The organism is Arthrospiribacter ruber, from assembly GCF_019343195.1.
Taxonomy (GTDB): Bacteria; Bacteroidota; Bacteroidia; order Cytophagales; family Cyclobacteriaceae; genus Arthrospiribacter; species Arthrospiribacter ruber.
This window is the reverse complement of sequence record NZ_RPHB01000007.1, coordinates 115,323-131,428: the sequence shown is the minus strand read 5'-3', so window position 1 is coordinate 131,428 and position 16,106 is coordinate 115,323. Positions and strand designations below refer to the sequence as shown.

15 protein-coding genes are annotated in these 16,106 nt (G+C 43.0%); 5 read left to right on the top strand and 10 right to left on the bottom strand.

Translation table 11 applies throughout. From position 1 onward, the window contains the following. Window positions 1-3: 3 nt before the first annotated feature. From EGN73_RS15265 to EGN73_RS15225, 9 genes are all read right to left on the bottom strand, one after another. Window positions 4-360, bottom strand: a complete 357-nt coding sequence (locus EGN73_RS15265; RefSeq protein ID WP_219291693.1) for a response regulator transcription factor — start codon at window positions 358-360, stop codon at window positions 4-6. Continuing rightward, a complete protein-coding gene (locus EGN73_RS15260) occupies window positions 335-3,094 on the bottom strand; it encodes a sensor histidine kinase (RefSeq protein WP_219291690.1) in 2,760 nt (919 codons plus the stop codon). The genes EGN73_RS15265 and EGN73_RS15260 overlap by 26 nt, the downstream gene beginning before the upstream one ends. Continuing rightward, the gene (locus EGN73_RS15255; RefSeq protein ID WP_219291687.1) at window positions 3,087-3,296 is read right to left on the bottom strand and encodes a hypothetical protein; all 210 of its coding nucleotides are present in this window, start codon (window positions 3,294-3,296) and stop codon (window positions 3,087-3,089) included. Before EGN73_RS15255 ends, EGN73_RS15260 begins: the two co-directional genes overlap by 8 nt. Before the next feature lie 101 nt (window positions 3,297-3,397). Next, window positions 3,398-5,083 (bottom strand): sodium:solute symporter family protein, encoded by a 1,686-nt coding sequence (locus EGN73_RS15250; protein ID WP_219291684.1) that lies wholly within the window; start codon window positions 5,081-5,083, stop codon window positions 3,398-3,400. A gap of 12 nt (window positions 5,084-5,095) precedes the next feature. Then, window positions 5,096-5,359 carry a DUF4212 domain-containing protein gene (locus EGN73_RS15245; RefSeq protein WP_219291681.1) on the bottom strand — a complete coding sequence of 88 codons (264 nt, stop codon included), beginning with the start codon at window positions 5,357-5,359 and terminating at the stop codon, window positions 5,096-5,098. 21 nt (window positions 5,360-5,380) lie between these two features. Continuing rightward, complete coding sequence (locus tag EGN73_RS15240) at window positions 5,381-6,826, bottom strand: porin (RefSeq protein WP_219291678.1); 1,446 nt, start codon at window positions 6,824-6,826, stop codon at window positions 5,381-5,383. 141 nt (window positions 6,827-6,967) lie between these two features. Next, a complete protein-coding gene (locus EGN73_RS15235) occupies window positions 6,968-7,390 on the bottom strand; it encodes an IS1/IS1595 family N-terminal zinc-binding domain-containing protein (RefSeq protein ID WP_219291675.1) in 423 nt (140 codons plus the stop codon). Between the two features lie 132 nt (window positions 7,391-7,522). Then, window positions 7,523-8,311, bottom strand: a complete 789-nt coding sequence (locus EGN73_RS15230; RefSeq protein WP_219291672.1) for a ZIP family metal transporter — start codon at window positions 8,309-8,311, stop codon at window positions 7,523-7,525. A 5-nt stretch (window positions 8,312-8,316) separates the two neighbouring features. Then, window positions 8,317-9,378, bottom strand: a complete 1,062-nt coding sequence (locus EGN73_RS15225) for an FAD:protein FMN transferase (protein ID WP_219291669.1) — start codon at window positions 9,376-9,378, stop codon at window positions 8,317-8,319. 152 nt (window positions 9,379-9,530) lie between these two features. On the opposite strand from EGN73_RS15225, the gene ruvB reads away from it, so the two are divergent. Together ruvB and queG are read left to right on the top strand one after the other, a co-directional pair. Beyond that, entirely contained in the window at window positions 9,531-10,562 is a 1,032-nt protein-coding gene (gene ruvB, locus EGN73_RS15220; protein ID WP_219291666.1) for a Holliday junction branch migration DNA helicase RuvB, read from the top strand. 356 nt (window positions 10,563-10,918) lie between these two features. Further along, complete coding sequence (queG, locus tag EGN73_RS15215; protein ID WP_219291663.1) at window positions 10,919-11,851, top strand: tRNA epoxyqueuosine(34) reductase QueG; 933 nt, start codon at window positions 10,919-10,921, stop codon at window positions 11,849-11,851. A gap of 30 nt (window positions 11,852-11,881) precedes the next feature. Here the strand turns inward: queG and EGN73_RS15210 are convergent, their stop codons facing one another. Beyond that, entirely contained in the window at window positions 11,882-12,073 is a 192-nt protein-coding gene (locus tag EGN73_RS15210; RefSeq protein WP_219291659.1) for a hypothetical protein, read from the bottom strand. Window positions 12,074-12,191: 118 nt separating this feature from the next. Between EGN73_RS15210 and EGN73_RS15205 the strand changes: the two genes are divergently transcribed. The 3 genes from EGN73_RS15205 to EGN73_RS15195 are packed head-to-tail and all read left to right on the top strand — an operon-like array spanning window position 12,192 to window position 16,092. Then, window positions 12,192-13,649, top strand: a complete 1,458-nt coding sequence (locus tag EGN73_RS15205) for a BatD family protein (RefSeq protein WP_219291656.1) — start codon at window positions 12,192-12,194, stop codon at window positions 13,647-13,649. Beyond that, complete coding sequence (aroC, locus tag EGN73_RS15200; RefSeq protein WP_219291653.1) at window positions 13,642-14,718, top strand: chorismate synthase; 1,077 nt, start codon at window positions 13,642-13,644, stop codon at window positions 14,716-14,718. Before EGN73_RS15205 ends, aroC begins: the two co-directional genes overlap by 8 nt. A gap of 18 nt (window positions 14,719-14,736) precedes the next feature. After that, window positions 14,737-16,092 carry a dicarboxylate/amino acid:cation symporter gene (locus tag EGN73_RS15195; protein ID WP_219291650.1) on the top strand — a complete coding sequence of 452 codons (1,356 nt, stop codon included), beginning with the start codon at window positions 14,737-14,739 and terminating at the stop codon, window positions 16,090-16,092. Window positions 16,093-16,106 lie beyond the last annotated feature (14 nt).

The window sequence follows — 16,106 nt, the reverse complement described above, 5'->3', positions numbered from 1 at the left end:
TGATTAATTCAGTAATGATTTGATTTTTCCTACCAGTTCTTTGGTTGAAAAGGGCTTGGTCACATAAAGGTCAGCTCCTAAAGCCATGCCTTTTTGTATGTCCTGCGGTTTACTTTTGGCCGAAATAAAGACGATTTTCACCTCGGAATACATCTTTTTGAGGTATTGACAGACTTCATAGCCGTCCACTTTAGGCATCATAATGTCCAAAATGACCAATTCGGGAATATTTTCATCTATTATTCCCATCGCTTCTTCTCCATCTCTGGCGATGTACACTTTATATCCCTCTTTTTTAAACAGGAATTCCAAAGAAAGCAGAATATTGGGTTCGTCATCTACGATCAGTATTTTGTTCATGGGTATTGGGGTAGTTTTGGTTCATTTGTAACTCTGGTTCGAGAGGAATAGAGAACCTGAAACAGGTCTGCTCCTCTTTTCGGATTATTTCAATATTTCCTAGGTGGTATTCGATGATTTTTTTGGAAATGGCCAATCCAAGGCCACTGCCAATCGGTTTTTTGCTGGTTTGGTTTTTTGCCTGAAAAAACTTGTCAAAGATGAAAGGAATGTCCTCATCCGGCACTCCTTTGCCATCATCCCATATTTCCACCAGCCAATTGTTATCCTTGCAGTAAGTTCTTACCAGCACCTTGGAAGAAGCAAACTTGGAAGCATTGGAAAGAAGGTTGAGAATGACCTGCTTGATTCGGTCTTCATCCAGGGACAGATAAAGTTCCTCAATTTGAAGGTCAAGTTCAAACTTCAGGTTTTTTTCTTTGAAAACCTGAATCATGCTCTCTGTAGCCTGAAGGATCAGAATCCTTGCATCCACCTGTTCTATTTTGAGTTTTTGTCGGCCCGAATCGAAGCGTTCCAAGTCCAATACCTGATCGATCAACCTCGTCATTCTATCCGTTTCCTGAATGATGATATCCAAAAACCGCTGCCGGTCTTCATCAGGGAGGTCTTCGTCCATCAGAATTTCTGAAAAGGCACGGATCGAGGTAATAGGGGTTTTCATTTCGTGGGTGACCGTAGAAATAAACTCATCCTTGAGCATGTCATTGAGTCTGAGGGTTTCATTCATTTCCTGAAGTTCCTCAGTGGCTTTTTTCAGTGCCTTGCTTTTCTTTTTCAGTTCAAGGTTTAGACTTTTTAATTCCTGTGTTTCTTTGAGAATGTCCAGGACCTCCTCCATGCTGATCTCTTCCTCTTTGACCACGGAGCCTACGAGAATCCGGGCTGAAGCTGCGCCAATGATGCCTGAGAGCAAGCGTTCAGAATAATTTACCAGTTCAGGATCGGCATAATTCTTCACTCCAGGTTGACGGCCTGTTCTTTGGGAAAAATCTATCAGGGCTTTTTCTGCTCTTTCTTCTCCCAGAAAATTTTCCAAGAGGGATTTCAGATCCGGAAGGTATGCCTGCCCTTTCCAGATGATGGAGCTGTCCATAGAGGTGCTGTACTTAAATATGTCTACAAACACCACCGCCTGATTGTGTTCTTTAGAGGATTGTGCCGAATAAAGTGACAGCAATACATATAGGGCAAGGTTGAGTGATAGACTGAAAAACAGCGCATGGCTGACGTATCCCATGCCTTCCATGCCAAGGAGGTGATAGGGTCTCAGGGCAGAAAGACCAAATAGTCCCTGCTCCATGATGGAGGAAGGTAAAAAACCGGCAGTAACCATAGTGGGTACTACCAAAGTGAAAAACCAGACTACAAACCCGCCCACGATTCCTGCCAGGGCTCCTGATTTGGCCCCTTTTTTCCAATAAATGCCACCAATAATTGCTGGGGTAAACTGAGCAATGGCAACAAATGAGATCAAGCCTATGGATACCAAAGAGAAGTAACCCGAAACTTCCCTGTAATACAGGTAAGCGGCCAGAATAATGCTCAGAATGGTGACTCTTCTTATCCATACCAGGATACTTCCGAGTTGATGTTGGTAATTTTTCCTCCATTTTTCGTTCGAAAGGATAATGGGCATCACGAAATTGTTACTCACCATATTGCTCAAAGCTATGGTAGAGACAATGATCATGCTCGTGGCAGCTGAAAATCCTCCCAAGTACACCAATAGCGCCAGCCAGCCTTGATCATAGGTGATGGGTAAGGCCAGCACATAAGTGTCCGCATCAATAGTGTTGGTGTCAAAATGGACAAGACCTCCCAGGGCTATAGGAATGACAAACACATTGATCAGTAGCAGGTAAAGCGGAAAAAGCCACATGGCCTTATCCAGATGCTGCTCGTTGCTGTTCTCGATGACACCCATTTGAAACTGTCTAGGCAAAAAGAGAATAGCCATCATCGACAGCACACTCAGCCAAAACCATTCTGAACCGCTACTTTCTTCAGAAAGTACAAAGAGTTGGCCTAAGCCCCTCAATTCGGCTTGATCAAAAATATCCCTGAACCCATCATAGACAAAATAGGTGACGAATATCCCTACAGCCAGAAATGCAATAAGCTTGAAAATGGATTCGAAAGCCACTGCCATCACCATGCCCTCATGCTTGGCCGTGGCTTCGACATTTCTGGTGCCAAAAAGTATGGTAAACAAAGCCAGGCCCATGGATAAATAAAAAGCTGTATCAAGATAAATTGGTGTGTTCAGCATTTGCACAGATGCACCTGATGACTGAAGTATATCAAAAGAACTTGCAATGGCCTTGATCTGAATACTGGTGTAGGGAAGGATTCCCAAAAGGCAGAATACAGTGACTATACCTCCCAGTGTGATGTTTTTTCCATACCTGCTTGAGATGAAATCCGCAATAGAGGAAATTCTCTGTACTTTGCTGATCCTGATAATTTTTCTCATCACTATCCACCAAAGTGGGGCTATCAGACTTGGGCCTATATAAATGGTAAGAAATTCAAGACCATTGGTAGCCGCTCTCCCTACAGACCCATAATAGGTCCAGGCAGTACAATACACTGCAAGAGATAAGGAATAAACATATGGATTGGAGGCCAGGCTTCGTCCTTTTTCGGCTGATTTTTCAGAAAACCAGGCTATGGCAAAAAGCAATGCCAAATAACCGAATGTGAACGATATGATCAGGCCACTTTCAAGCATTTTTATCAGTTCTTGTTTTTTTTACCACCAAATAAGTCAGGCCTATGAGTGATACCCAAATAGAAAAAACAGAGAAATACAGGAGAGGAATACCCGCTAGTTTTTGGTCCACATTGTATATGGCCATTAATGGGTAGTTGAGTAAAAACATACCCAAAAAGAAAACTGTCCACAAATATTGGCTTTTCAGCGCTTCTTTCATTTTGGCGTCATTTGCATGATTCAAATTACTCTATTTGGATCTGGTAAAAAAGCGAAACCCCGACTAATACATAGCCGGAGTTTGCTTTTGTTGATAAGGAATTAATGTGCATGCGCTTTACCTGCGCCTCTCGGAACCCTGATATCTTCGACCATTTCCTGCACTTCTATAGGTGGCTCTGGAGTGAGCATGGATACCGCATAACAGGTGATGAAGTTGACCAGCATCCCAATGCTACCTATTCCTTCTGGGGAAATGCCCAGCCACCAATTGTCCACAGTATTGGATTCGGGAGAAATGAATTTGAAATAGATGATATAGGCCATGGTAAACAACAAGCCTGAGACCATTCCTGCTATGGAACCTTCCTTATTCATTCTCTTGGAAAATATCCCCATGATGATTACCGGGAAAAAGGAGGCTGCTGCCAATCCAAAGGCGAAGGCTACAACTTCAGCCACGAAACCCGGAGGATTGATGCCGAAATATCCTGCAAGAACCACCGCTCCAGCTGCTGAGATTCTGGCAATGGACAACTCTCTTTTTTCGGTCATGTTAGGTTTGAATGTGCGGAAAAGATCTCTGGATACAGCTGTAGAAATGACCAGAAGTAATCCGGCAGCAGTGGACAGGGCAGCCGCCATTCCCCCTGCTGCTACCAGGCCTATGACCCAGTTGGGCAATTGGGCTATTTCAGGATTGGCCAGCACCATGATATCCTTGTCTATATGGAGTTCGTTGGTATCTGCGTAAGGTGTGTATTGGACTATACCATCTGCATTGATGTCATTGACACTGATCAGATTGGTTTTTTGCCAGTTTTGCACCCATACGGGCAATTGGTCTACAGGCTGTCCGGCTACTGTATCGATGGCATTGTAAATACCAAAAGCAGCTATCGCTGGAGCCGTGGTGTACAGTATGGCAATAAAAACAAGGGCGTATCCTGCTGAAAGCCTGGCATCTTTTACCCTAGGTACCGTAAAGAATCTTACGATCACGTGTGGCAAACCTGCCGTACCTACCATTAGGGCCAATGTAATGGCAAAGATGTCCATGGTTCCTTTTCGTCCACTTGTGTATTCATGGAAGCCCATTTCACTCAGCACACCATCGAGCTTATCCAAAAGGTATGTTCCGTCAGATACAGTATCACCTAATCCAAGTTGAGGTATGGGATTTCCTGTAAGCTGCATGGAAATGAAAATGGCCGGAACCATGTATGCGAATATCAATACGCAATATTGTGCTACCTGGGTGTAGGTGATGCCTTTCATACCGCCAAGCACTGCATAGAAAAACACGATGCACATCCCTATGATCACGCCCCATTCTATACTTACTTCCAGATATCTTGAGAAAACAATTCCTACTCCCCGCATCTGTCCGGCCACGTAGGTGAAAGAGATAAACAGGGCACAAATTACCGCCACTACCCTGGCTTTGTTGGAATAATAGCGGTCACCCACAAAATCAGGAACGGTAAATTTGCCGAATTTTCTCAAATAAGGAGCAAGAAGGAGTGCAAGCAACACGTAGCCTCCAGTCCATCCCATCAAATATACAGATCCGTCATATCCCGAAAACGCAATAATCCCCGCCATAGAAATGAATGACGCTGCAGACATCCAATCTGCGGCTGTTGCCATTCCATTGGCCAATGGAGATACACCACCTCCTGCCGTATAAAACTCTTTTGTAGAACCAGCTTTTGTGTAAATAGCTATTCCTATGTATAGCGCAAATGAGGCTCCTACCAATATGTATGTCCAAGTCAGAATTTCCATAATTGCTCTTTTTTATTCTTCGTTGACATCAAATTCCTTGTCCAATTGATTCATCTGGTACACATATACAAATATGAGTAGAACAAATGCGTATATGGATCCTTGCTGTGCAAACCAGAATCCCAGTTTGAATCCACCGATTTTAATTTGATTGAGCTGGTCTACCAGTAGTATCCCAAATCCAAAGGATACTGTAAACCATATACTGAGAAGGATCAGTAGCAATTGGAGATTTCTTTTCCAATAGGCTTTCATTTTTGTTTTGTGTGAGGTCATTGTTTGGGTTGTTTTGTTTTTTTATAGAAAGAGATGGGTCTGTAGGATGAATTCACCTGCTGAACCTGATTTTCGGTAATTCTCAAAAATCGGTCTGTTGCTGTACTGAGCAGTGATTTTAGCCTGATGCCCATTAATGTAATAGTTCAGGCCTATATCAAACTGTGCGTTGCCAGTGTCAAAGTATTCAAAGTTTTTGTAGGTAAAAGCGCCGAAAGGTTGAAGCCTGCCTTTTTCTTCCAGGATACTTTTGGGAAGAAGGTAACCTGCTTGGGTATAGAAAATCTGCCCAGTGCCGATAGTAGGTTGGCTGTTTCCTGCGCCGTTCTGTGATGATCCCGGTCCAAAGCCGACATTCATAATTCCTATATTTCGGATATAGTTGGGTCCAAAGTCAAAGTGATAGAGTGCAGCATAGGCTGTCAATGCAGTTCCTTTTAGAGGATTAATTGGGAGATCCAAAAAGGAATCCAAGCCAAAAAGGGCGATGTCATGGAGCTTTCTATCTCCTCTTTCGCTTAGAGAGGATGTAGCTTTTGGATGATGGTGCCAGCCTGCTCCGATATTGAATACCTTTTTGGTTCCAAGATAAGAGCCTACAAAAAATGGAAGTTTATTGTTCTCGGTCTCCAGAAACTGATAGGCAATATATCCTTGTGTGGCCCAGTTGTCATTGACAATATTGGCTGCCACCGGGACTTGCCTGCCTTCGTCAAATCTTCCGCCTGCGCCCACTGAAAAGGGTTTGTTTAAAGAAATCCGGTAATCCCATTTTGAAAACTGGCCTTTGGCATAAAATCCAAACTGTCGGGCAAACTGATCGGTGAGCTCAATAAGCGGCCAGTTGAAGATGGGTGCGTCTATGGTCATAAAGGAAAGTGTACTATGGCTGCTCATTCTGGAGATCCCGTTCCAATAGTGCAATCCCGTTCCTATGTAAATCGCATCTGTTACTTTAAATTCAGTCCAGATGTCATGGAAAAACAGTTGAGGTTTTTTGGCTGACATGCCTGCGGCAGTTCCTTGCCCTGTTTCAGGGTTGACCGAGACAGGGATTTGTCCTGGATTTCCGGTTATTCCCCCGCCGGGCACACCTCCATTGGTAAAGGTTTGATTGTTGATGCCCCAGTGGGTCAATACCAAAAATCTGGGTGATACTTGTGCAAATGCCAAAAACCTAGCCCTCCTGATGCCGATATCTGTGCTGAATGAAGAAGGATTACCGGCGACATCAAGGGTTCCGGGATTATTCTGAGTGGCCCTTGCCCACATCTGGTTCCAAATCAAAAACCTGACATATTTGGATCCATCATCGGATAGGTTCAAAGTCAAGGGCTTGTATGAATGGTCTACCATCATTTCATCTTTGGCCGTGCTGAAAAAAGCAAGTGTATCCTGACTAAAGGCATTGAATGCCAGTAGGCTGGAAGTCAAGAGGGTGATAATCCATTTAGATTTGGCAAGCATGGGTATTTGGGTCTTTTGTCAATTTCTTACCCTTGAGCGAATCCCGGATAAGACGCATCCAATTTGAAAAGATGATTGACAAAAGAAAAAGTGGACATATATATTCGTAAAAAAATTATAGCTAATAAAATAAAATTTGGTTTAACGGTTTTTAAACCTTTCCCACTTGATGATCATAAATTTATCTCCCAGTTCGGTGATGAGCATACCCGTATCAGTCAGATTTTCTTTCTGGGCCATGTATTTTACCAATTCTGTATGATTGAGTACTTTGTAAGTTGGACGGTAGTCGTAGTTTTCCGGAGCTTTAATTTTGTATTGTTTCACCCAGTTCATGACCGAAACATGGCTCACACCCAATATTCTTTCGATTTCTCTGTAAGAGATCCCTTCAATATAAAGTTGAAGTGCCTTGACTACGTAGTATTTATCAATGGATTTGCCAAGTTTGTTTACCGTGAAGTGGTAGCCGCATTTTTTGCATTTGAATCGTTGTCTACCACCTAGAATTCCACTTTTTACTACTTTGACGTTTTCACATTTGGGACAGATTGGCTTCTCCATTTGGGTTTATTTGGATTGATATACCAATTTAGCGAAAGTATATCATATTAGCAATAAATGCTTCCTGCTACCTTAATGTATGTCTTATCCAAATAAAATAAGGGGAAATCAATTGAAAACGCAACAAAAATTTCAAAGTAACATTTCCAGCGATATGGCTAAGCCAAAGGCTAAAATACTCACCAAAACCTTATTGAAATGAAACCGGTGGTCCGGACTGCTTTCAAAGAAAATGGTGGTGGAAATATGCAAAAATCCTCCGGCAACCATTCCATAGAATACATTTAGGGTTTCCCCTCCAAGAATTTTGCTCTCGTACAAGTAGTGGCTTAGTAGCATACCTGCGGGTGAGGCTAAAGCAAATATTATCAGTAACGCAAAAACCCACCTTTTTTTCAAGGCAGTCATCAATACTGCAACAAGAGCAAAAGCTTCGGGACCTTTGTGCAATAGGATGCCAAAAAGAAGGTTATTGTTACCATGATGGTGGTGATGGTGATGGGAGTGGCCTTCATGAGAGTGGTCGTGCATGTGATGAACCAATGCGCCATCATGGGACAGTAAAGTGCCTTCCAGAAATGCATGCATGAAAAGACCGATCATAATCGTCCATACTCCTAAATTGGCACCTTGATGCACATGGCTGGGATGGTGAATGTGTCCATGCTCTACTCCTGTGGAAAGAAGGGCAAGAATTTGTTGCAACAAAAAGCCCATCAAAATATAAAGTCCCATCTTGGTTGGGGCTTCGGTTTCTACAAACAGCTCCGGAAGGATGTGTAATACGGTGATAGCAAAGAGGTACGAACCTGCAAAAACCAAAACGAGTTTGAAAAGTCTTTCTTCCCAATTGGGTATGAAATACGCAAGTCCGCCTGCAATGATAGCGGTAAGAAAGAGTAGTGTGAAATTAAATGCCATTTGTATTAGTCTTCTATAAAGGAAAGGTAGGGTTTGATGCCTTCGCTGGCATAAAAATCCAACTCTCCGTCTTCATTGTTGAAAATCAAAAATATCTCGAGGTCTTCCATATTTTTTTGAAGGGCTATGGACTTCTCAGTTCCCATGACCATCATCGCGGTGGCATAGGCATCAGCAGTCATGCAGTCTTTGGCTATCACAGTAGCGCTCAGGAGTCCATGTCTCACGGGTCTTCCTGTGGATGGATCTATGGTATGGGAAATTTTCATACCATCGGCTTCATAGTAATTGCGGTAATTGCCCGATGTGGCTAAAGCTTTATTGTCCAAAGCTATGATACTGACCAATTGGTCAGCTCGTCCAAGTTCTTCTGGTTTATTGATCCCTACTTTCCAGATTTCACCTTTATCATTGGTACCTTTGGCTACCAGTTCTCCGCCGATTTCTATAAGCATATTGTCAATGCCCTGATCGGTCAGGAAATCCGCTACCACATCCACACCATAACCTTTGGCAATAGCGCTAAAGTCCAGGTACATTCCGGTTTTTTTCCTCACCTCAGAAGAGTCAAAATCCACCGCTCTGAAATTGACCAAAGGAAGCATTTGGTTGATATTGACGCTGTCTTTTAGTTGTGGACCACCTGGCCCAAATCCCCAAAGGTTGACCAAAGGGCCTACTGTAGGATCAAATGCCCCTGAAGTTTTTTCATAGACCTCTTTGCTGGATTTTAGGACGTTGAGGAAGAAAGGAGATTCAAATTGTAAAGTATCCTGCCTGTTGAATCGGCTTATTTCAGAGTTGTCAATATAGGTAGACAGGGATTGGTTGAAGACTTTTAACAAAGAATCAACTTCTCCTTTGAAATTTCTCTCGCCACCATCCAAGTAAACTACCCTGTAAGAAGTACCCATGGTATTACCCGAAAAAGTGATACGCCCTGAAGTTTCCTCAACTGTTTCTTCTCCATCTGGCTGTTGCTGATTTTGCCTATACAGGTAAACCACAGAGACAAGTAAAAGAAGAATTATAGAATATATGATGTTTTTATTGGCGGTACTGCGCATGAATCGGTAATTTTCCCGAAAGTTAAAGCTTATTTTCAAAATAAAGTTCCATTTTCTCATTTTTGCAACAAAATTGCAAAAATACCGATCTTTCTCCACGACTTTTAGCCTTATTCTATTTTCCTATCTTTGTACGAGAGCCGAAAAAACACATGAGAGAAGATTATTTGAGCGGAGACAAAGAGGGGATGAACTCCTCGGACAAAGAGATCGAAAGGGCTTTGCGTCCTTTGAGTTTCGATGACTTTACAGGTCAGTACAAAATTGTGGAAAACCTGAAGATTTTTGTGCTGGCGGCCAAGAGAAGGCAGGAACCTCTTGATCACGTACTCCTTCATGGGCCTCCCGGTTTGGGGAAAACGACCCTCAGCCATATCATTGCCAATGAACTGGAAGCTGGGATCAAAATTACTTCTGGGCCGGTACTGGATAAGCCCTCAGATTTGGCTGGGCTATTGACCAATTTGGAAGATGGAGATGTGCTGTTTATAGATGAGATTCACCGGCTAAACCCGGTGGTAGAAGAATACCTCTATTCTGCCATGGAAGATTTTAGGATTGACATCATGCTGGACTCAGGTCCTAATGCCAGGTCTGTGCAGATTTCCCTCAATCCTTTTACGCTGATCGGGGCAACAACCAGATCAGGCTTGCTTACCTCACCGCTTCGCGCCCGTTTTGGGATCAATTCCCGTCTGGAATACTATGATGCCAAATTACTCACAGATATTGTAGGTCGGTCAGCAGGGATTTTAGGAACTCCTATAGATGATGTGGCTGCTTATGAAATAGCCAGAAGAAGTAGAGGAACACCAAGAATCGCCAACATGCTGCTCCGGAGAACAAGGGATTTTGCAGAAATCAAAGGAAATGGCAAGATCACTCTGGAAATTGCTAAAATAGCACTAGATGCCCTGGATGTAGATGAAAATGGTTTGGATGAAATGGACAACAGGATCCTTCTGACCATCATAGAAAAGTTCAAAGGAGGTCCAGTAGGCCTGAGCACCATCGCAACAGCCTGTGGGGAAGAAGCGGAGACCATTGAGGAAGTTTATGAGCCCTTTTTGATTCAGGAAGGTTATATGAAGAGGACTTCTCGAGGAAGGATGGCCACAGAGCTTGCTTATAAGCATTTGAAGTTAAAACCTAATTTTGGAGGAGAGACGGGGAGTCTTTTTTAGAGGCGAGGTTTGAGATATAAGACATTAGATTTAAGATTTAAGACGGTTGGAGTAGGTAGAAAAGGGTGTGATAATCGGAAGGCCTCGTAAATCGTAATGCGTACATCGTAAATTATTAAGAAATAAGACATTAGATTTAAGATTTAAGACGGTTGGAGTAGGTAGAAAAGGGTTTGATAATCGAAAGGCCTCGTAAATCGTATATCGCAAATCGTAAATTGTCCAGACATGAGACGTGAGATATAAGACATTAGATTTAAGATTTAAGACGGTTGGAGTAGGTAGAAAAGGGTATGTTAATCGGAAGGCCTCGTAAATCGTAATGCGTACATCGTAAATCCCGCAAGATAGTATTGATGAAAAAAGAAAAATATGCCCAGATTATAAAATCCCAGGCCAAGCTTCTGGGCTTTGATTTTTGTGGGATTTCGGAGGCAGGTTTTTTAGAAGATGAGGCTCCTAGGCTGGAAAACTGGCTGAATCAGCATTATCATGGGCAAATGGCGTATCTGGCCAACCATTTTGACAAAAGATTGGATCCCACCAAGCTGGTCGAGGGTGCCAAAACTGTAGTCAGCCTAATGTACAATTATTATCCTCAAGATCAACTACCTGAAGGAAAGGAAGACCTGAAGCTAGCCAAATATGCTTATGGAAAGGACTATCATTTTGTCATTAAAGACAAGCTGAAATTACTGCTGAAAAAACTACAGGAGGAAATAGGTGACTTTGGAGGTAGGGTGTTTGTGGATTCGGCTCCGGTGATGGAGAGGCAGTGGGCCCAGAAATCAGGTTTGGGTTGGCTGGGCAAAAACAGCCTTCTTTTGAACAGAAAAATGGGAAGTTTCTTTTTTTTGGCAGAAATGATCATTGATCTGGAGGTCAGCCCCGATCCTCCAATGGCAAAGGATTATTGTGGAACCTGCACCAAATGTCTGGATGCATGCCCTACAGATGCTATTGTGCAGGCCGGAGTAGTGGACGGGTCCAGGTGTATTTCTTACCTGACCATAGAGCTGAAAGAAGCTATTCCGGAAGAATTTAAGGGAAAAATGGAAAATTGGGTTTTCGGCTGCGATATCTGTCAGGATGTGTGTCCATGGAACCGCTTTTCTAAGCCACATCAGGAAGATGAATTCCTTCCACACCCTGAGCTGAAGAATTTTGGGGAAAGGGACTGGGAAGAAATGACAAAAGAAACTTTTGGGAAGGTTTTTCAAAAATCAGCATTAAAAAGGACAAAATATGAGGGATTGATGCGGAATGTCAGGTTTCTCAAAAAAGAATAAAAAAACCCCGACGAGCGGGGTTTTGAAATTTTATCCGGCCAAGCCTATAAAGTATTTATTCAAGACCGGCTCATACTTGCTGGAAAACTTACTGTAACACCATTCTTTGAATAACTGAATCTCATCAGGGATAAGTAGATTCAGTGCCTTTCGCAACTCTTTCTCGAAGAGCCTCCCGTCAAAGCTGACTTTCATTAAAATGGTTTTCACATACTCTAGCATAGTTAAAGAATTTATTAAGGTTAGTTAAAACAACATTAAGCATTGATACGATACTATGAATGGTTTGTTGCGTTTAAAATATAAAGTTAATTTGCGGCACTAAGTTGAACACCTAGTTATGATAAGAACGGCTGTCACCCTTTTTCTTGTATGCCTGATGGGATTTAATTTCCATAATATTCAGGCACAGGAAGTGACCATAGAACTTGGTCCGGAGGAAATCGGACTCAATGAAACATTCAGTATAAAAGTAACTATTTCTAACGACAAAATAAAGTCGTATGATGAGTTTCCGGAGATCACAGGGTTTCAAAAACAAGGACTTTCCCAGTCCTCGTCCATGAATGTGATCAATGGGCAGGTTACGAGTACCAACAGTGTTATTCAGTACTATAAACCTGCCCGAAAAGGAACATTTACGCTTGATGCTTTTACTATCAAAGTCAATGGGTCAGATGTAAGAAGCCCTGGCAAAACCATCACTGTCGGTGATCCAAGGTCCAGCCAAAGAAGGTCAGGGGCTTTTGATGCTTTTGATGATATGTTTGGGAGGGACAGGAGGGAAGAAGAACCTGAATTTATAGAAATAGAGGATGATGCTTTCTTTGCTTCTTCGGTGGATAAGTCGGAGGTATTTGTGGGTGAAGGCTTCAATGTAAGTCTGGCATTTTACATGTCCGAAACCAATCAGGCTCCTTTTCAATTTTATGAACCTGGAAGACAGCTGGATGATATCCTCAAAAAAATGAAACCTTCCAATGCTTGGGAAGAGAATTTCAACATTACCAATATCCAACCCGAAAGAGTTACCATCAATGGTAAAAACTGGGTGAAGTACAAAGTTTACGAGGCGACTTTCTTTCCTTTTTCTGATGGTGAAATTACCATACCTTCTATCGCTTGGGAAATGATAAAGTACCGTGTAGCCAGAAATCCTACTTTTTTCGGAAGTAATAGGATGGAGGATTTTAAGACTTTCTACTCCTCTGCAAAAGCTGTCAAAGTTAAACCTTTGCCTCAGCATCCTCTCAGAAATGAAGTCAGTGTGGGTGTGTTTCAATTGAGGGAAAACATCAGGGAAACCGAAGCCCAGACCGGGGAAGGGTTTACCTATAACTTTGGCATCAGCGGAGAGGGAAATATCAGTGCCATTTCTCCGCCCCGAACTAAGCAAATCCATAAATTGAACACCTTTGACCCCAATGTAAGGCAGCAGATCAACAGGGGTGGTGGAAAGGTCACCGGAATCAAAGAGTACAATTATTACCTCACGGTCAATGAACCTGGCGAGGTAAACCTCAGAGACCATTTTGAATGGATTTACTTTAATCCAGTGGAAGCCAGGTACGACACCTTGCGTCCATCCGCTGTGATCAATGTGGTAGGGGAATCCAAAGTCAATCAAGCCATTTCAAGACAGCGCCTAGGTGGTTTGTATGATTTAATTGAGGTAGAAAGCAATAAACTTTCATACCAGAGATATAAGTATTATTTTTCCATCTTTATCAATTTGTTGTTGTTGGCATCAGTGGTACTGTTGGCCATCATGATTATCAGAAAAAACAGTAATGGGTAATTCATTCGGTAGAATTTTCAGGATCAGCACCTTTGGCGAATCTCACGGTAAAGGTCTGGGTGTAGTGATAGACGGCTGTCCGGCAGGTTTGGAAATAGATGAGGATTTCATCTGGCAGGAAATGCAAAGAAGAAAGCCTGGTCAATCTAAGATAACCACTCAAAGAAAGGAAGAGGATGAGTTCCAGATTCTTTCAGGAGTATTTGAGGGCAAATCTACAGGAACACCCATAGGTATTGTGATCATGAATACCGATCAGAAAAGTAAAGATTACAGCCATATTGCTGATAAATTCAGGCCTTCTCATGCGGATTACACCTATTTTGAAAAATACGGCATACGGGATTACCGTGGCGGCGGGCGAAGTAGCGCCAGAGAGACGGCTGCCCGAGTAGCTGCCGGGGCCATTGCCAAGATGATGCTAAGGCATTTTGGAATTTCTGTTCAGGCTTATGTAAGTCAGGTAGGAGACTTAAGATTGGACAAGACCTATCAGGAACTGAACCTTGAGCATACTGAAGAAAACATTGTAAGATGCCCGGATGGGGAAATGGCCGAGCAAATGATCGCGTACATAGATGAAGTAAGGAAAAGCAGGGACACCGTAGGTGGTATTGTGAGCTGTGTTGCAAAAGGAGTACCCCCAGGTTTGGGTGAGCCGGTCTTTGACCGCTTGCATGCAGAAATAGGCAAAGCCATGCTCAGCATCAATGCAGTCAAAGGTTTTGAATATGGATCAGGTTTCGAAGGGGTCAAAATGAGAGGTTCGGATCACAATGATGCTTTTTACAGAGAAGGTGATCTGGTCAAGACCAAAACCAATCATTCCGGAGGTATTCAAGGTGGTATCAGCAATGGGCAGGATATATACTTTAATGTTGCTTTTAAGCCAGTGGCTACGATCATGCAGGACCAAGAATCGGTCAATGAGCTAGGTGAGTCGGTTACGGTTTCGGGCAAAGGAAGACATGATCCATGTGTAGTCCCCAGGGCTGTACCTATAGTGGAGGCCATGTGCGCCTTGGTACTTGCTGATTACCTTTTGATCAGCAGAACAAATAAGTTGTAATAAGCTAACCCAAATAATATGTTCAAAAAAATACCATTACATACCCAGATCATTTTGGGGCTGGTTCTTGGTCTCGTAGTTGGTTTGGTGATTATCCAGTTTGGGTTCTCACCTGAGTTCACAGTATTCTATATCAAACCTATTGGGACTGTATTTATCAATGCCCTTAAAATGATTGCCGTACCTCTGGTATTGGCTTCATTGATTGTGGGAGTGGCCAACCTTGGCGATATTTCAAAACTTTCGAGAATTGGAGGGAAGACCATTTTGGCATATCTGATCACCACGGTGATTGCCATTACATTGGGCCTTTTGCTGGTTAATTTTTTCAAACCGGGCAATCAATTGCCACAGGATACTAGGGACAAGCTGATGGCCCAATTTGATTCTCAGGCAGGATCCAAGGCGGATACAGCCGCTGCCATCAAAGATCAAGGCCCTTTACAACCTTTGGTGGATATCGTGCCGGAAAATCTATTTGCAGCGGCAGCTGATAACGGAAGTATGCTGCAGGTGGTGTTTTTTGCCATCATTGCAGGAATAGCCTTGCTCCAGATTCCTAAGGACAAAGCGAAAACATTTACAGATTTCTTTGATGCGCTGAACGATGTGATCATCAAAATAGTCGAGTACATCATGATGATAGCTCCTTATGGCGTGTTTGCCCTGATGGCTTCATTGATAGTGGAAATAGCGGGAGATAATCCCGATTCTGCTGTAGAGTTGCTTTTGGCTCTTCTGAAGTACACTTTGGTAGTAATGGGAGGATTGGTTTTGATCATTGTAGGCGTCTATTCCTTGATGTTGAAATCCTTTACCAAAATACCTTTCAGCCATTTTTTAAAGGCCTTGAGGCCGGCCATGTTACTGGGATTTTCTACTTCATCCAGTTCAGCTACTCTTCCTGTCACCATGAAGTTGGTGGAGGAAGAAATCGGCGTTTCTGAGCAGGTAAGTAGTTTTGTATTGCCTTTAGGTGCTACGATAAATATGAACGGAACCAGTCTTTACCAGGCAGTGGCGGCAGTTTTTATTGCACAGGCATTGGGAATGGACCTGACACTCTCTCAGCAATTGACCATCGTTTTGACAGCTACATTAGCGGCGATTGGTTCGGCAGGTGTGCCGGGTGCGGGACTGATCATGTTGATCATCGTATTGGAGGCCATTGGAGTACCAGGTGCAGGTGTGGCGTTGATTATTGCACCGGATAGGATATTGGATATGTTCAGGACTGTGGTGAATGTGACCGGTGATGCTACGGTTTGCTGCGTGGTGGCAAGTACCGAAGGTGAATTGCCGGATGGCTTGATCCGTCAGAGCAATCCATTTACCAATACGGAAGCGGAAGTAGAAGAAGCGCAGCAGGACTGATACCATTAGAATTG

What these genes read in the sequence shown, in the direction of transcription:
- EGN73_RS15265 (WP_219291693.1), bottom strand. Translation starts at nt 360, where the DNA reads ATGAACAAAATACTGATCGTAGATGACGAACCCAATATTCTGCTTTCT.
- EGN73_RS15260 (WP_219291690.1), bottom strand. Translation starts at nt 3,094, where the DNA reads ATGCTTGAAAGTGGCCTGATCATATCGTTCACATTCGGTTATTTGGCA.
- EGN73_RS15255 (WP_219291687.1), bottom strand. Translation starts at nt 3,296, where the DNA reads ATGAAAGAAGCGCTGAAAAGCCAATATTTGTGGACAGTTTTCTTTTTG.
- EGN73_RS15250 (WP_219291684.1), bottom strand. Translation starts at nt 5,083, where the DNA reads ATGGAAATTCTGACTTGGACATACATATTGGTAGGAGCCTCATTTGCG.
- EGN73_RS15245 (WP_219291681.1), bottom strand. Translation starts at nt 5,359, where the DNA reads ATGACCTCACACAAAACAAAAATGAAAGCCTATTGGAAAAGAAATCTC.
- EGN73_RS15240 (WP_219291678.1), bottom strand. Translation starts at nt 6,826, where the DNA reads ATGCTTGCCAAATCTAAATGGATTATCACCCTCTTGACTTCCAGCCTA.
- EGN73_RS15235 (WP_219291675.1), bottom strand. Translation starts at nt 7,390, where the DNA reads ATGGAGAAGCCAATCTGTCCCAAATGTGAAAACGTCAAAGTAGTAAAA.
- EGN73_RS15230 (WP_219291672.1), bottom strand. Translation starts at nt 8,311, where the DNA reads ATGGCATTTAATTTCACACTACTCTTTCTTACCGCTATCATTGCAGGC.
- EGN73_RS15225 (WP_219291669.1), bottom strand. Translation starts at nt 9,378, where the DNA reads ATGCGCAGTACCGCCAATAAAAACATCATATATTCTATAATTCTTCTT.
- ruvB (WP_219291666.1), top strand. Translation starts at nt 9,531, where the DNA reads ATGAGAGAAGATTATTTGAGCGGAGACAAAGAGGGGATGAACTCCTCG.
- queG (WP_219291663.1), top strand. Translation starts at nt 10,919, where the DNA reads ATGAAAAAAGAAAAATATGCCCAGATTATAAAATCCCAGGCCAAGCTT.
- EGN73_RS15210 (WP_219291659.1), bottom strand. Translation starts at nt 12,073, where the DNA reads ATGCTAGAGTATGTGAAAACCATTTTAATGAAAGTCAGCTTTGACGGG.
- EGN73_RS15205 (WP_219291656.1), top strand. Translation starts at nt 12,192, where the DNA reads ATGATAAGAACGGCTGTCACCCTTTTTCTTGTATGCCTGATGGGATTT.
- aroC (WP_219291653.1), top strand. Translation starts at nt 13,642, where the DNA reads ATGGGTAATTCATTCGGTAGAATTTTCAGGATCAGCACCTTTGGCGAA.
- EGN73_RS15195 (WP_219291650.1), top strand. Translation starts at nt 14,737, where the DNA reads ATGTTCAAAAAAATACCATTACATACCCAGATCATTTTGGGGCTGGTT.